1 protein-coding gene and 1 pseudogene are annotated in these 1,081 nt (G+C 47.3%); both read left to right on the top strand.

Annotation, left to right across the window (positions count from 1 at the left end):
- Nucleotides 1–107 (top strand): annotated as a pseudogene (gene cysE, locus R7Z49_RS23560) (serine O-acetyltransferase); the annotation flags it as partial.
- A 26-nt stretch (nt 108–133) separates the two neighbouring features.
- A partial coding sequence (locus R7Z49_RS23555) for a peptidase M23 (protein WP_318112150.1) occupies nt 134–1,081 on the top strand: 948 nt, incomplete at its 3' end.

The following is a 1,081-nucleotide window of genomic DNA, read 5'->3' as shown; positions in this document are numbered from 1 at the left end:
TACCCGCGAAAATCGTCGGTCGACCACAAACATACAAACCGTCTCTCGATATGCACCAAGGCTTTAACGGTAGATCACAAAGCTTTCTCCATGGAGATGGCATTTAACCGTCTTCTGATCCTTTGACAATAATGTGGTAGGTAACTCTCAAGTGCGAAAACAAAATCACCCAGTGCTCCGCTCGGCTATTTTATTAACTTGTGCTTTATCTGCCACCTATCCCCTCTCTTCTTTCGCCGCAAGTCAGCAAGAGCTCAAAGGCGTTTCCAGCGAAATCAATCGCCAAAAGAAGGCGCTAACCTCGCAAGAGAAACAGCTTAACGAGCTGCAAAAATCGCTCAAAAACCAAGAGCTTGGCATTTCTAAGCTGGAGCGAGAAATCAAGCAAACCAAAGCCGACCTTGCTCAAGCAGACAAGAACATCAATAAACTGGAAGAGAAAATCTCCTTGCAAGAAGCCCAGCGCCAAGCACAAGAGGAAGAGCTCAAGCAGTTGCTGCAAACGTATTACGTGACCGAGCGAGCGAAAGCGAATGGGCACTTATTGAATCAAGGCGTAGAAGAAGACCGGATTAGCCAATACTTTCAGCACTTAGCCAAGGCTCGTGCCGAAGTGATTGATGCCATCACCAAAACCACTCAAGAGTTGGCGCACAACAAAAACCAACTTGAGCTAGAGAAAGAGCAGATCGAAACCCTGCTCAAGCAGCAATCAGAAAAGCGTACCGCACTGGCCAGTACGCAGTCGAATCGTAAGCAAACGCTGAACAAAATTCAGAGCAGCATTAAAAACGACAAACGTTACCTTGCTGAGCTACAACGCAATGAAACCCGTCTAAAAGCCGAGATTGCAAAAGCCGCCAAGCGAAATGCGGTACCAATGGACGGGCTCGGCAAACAGCGCGGCAAACTACCATGGCCACTCAAAGGCAGTGTGTTACATAACTTCGGTACGCGTCAAACCGGACAAGTAAACTGGAAAGGTATGGTGCTTTCCGCTAACTATGGTCAACAAGTTAAAGCGGTTTACCCTGGCACAGTCGTATTTGCAGAGTATTTAAGAGGTTACGGTTTAGTGGTG

Source organism: Vibrio sp. 1562, assembly GCF_033340155.1.
GTDB classification, from domain to species: Bacteria; Pseudomonadota; Gammaproteobacteria; order Enterobacterales; family Vibrionaceae; genus Vibrio; species Vibrio alginolyticus.
This window is presented reverse-complemented; position numbering and strand designations above follow the sequence as displayed.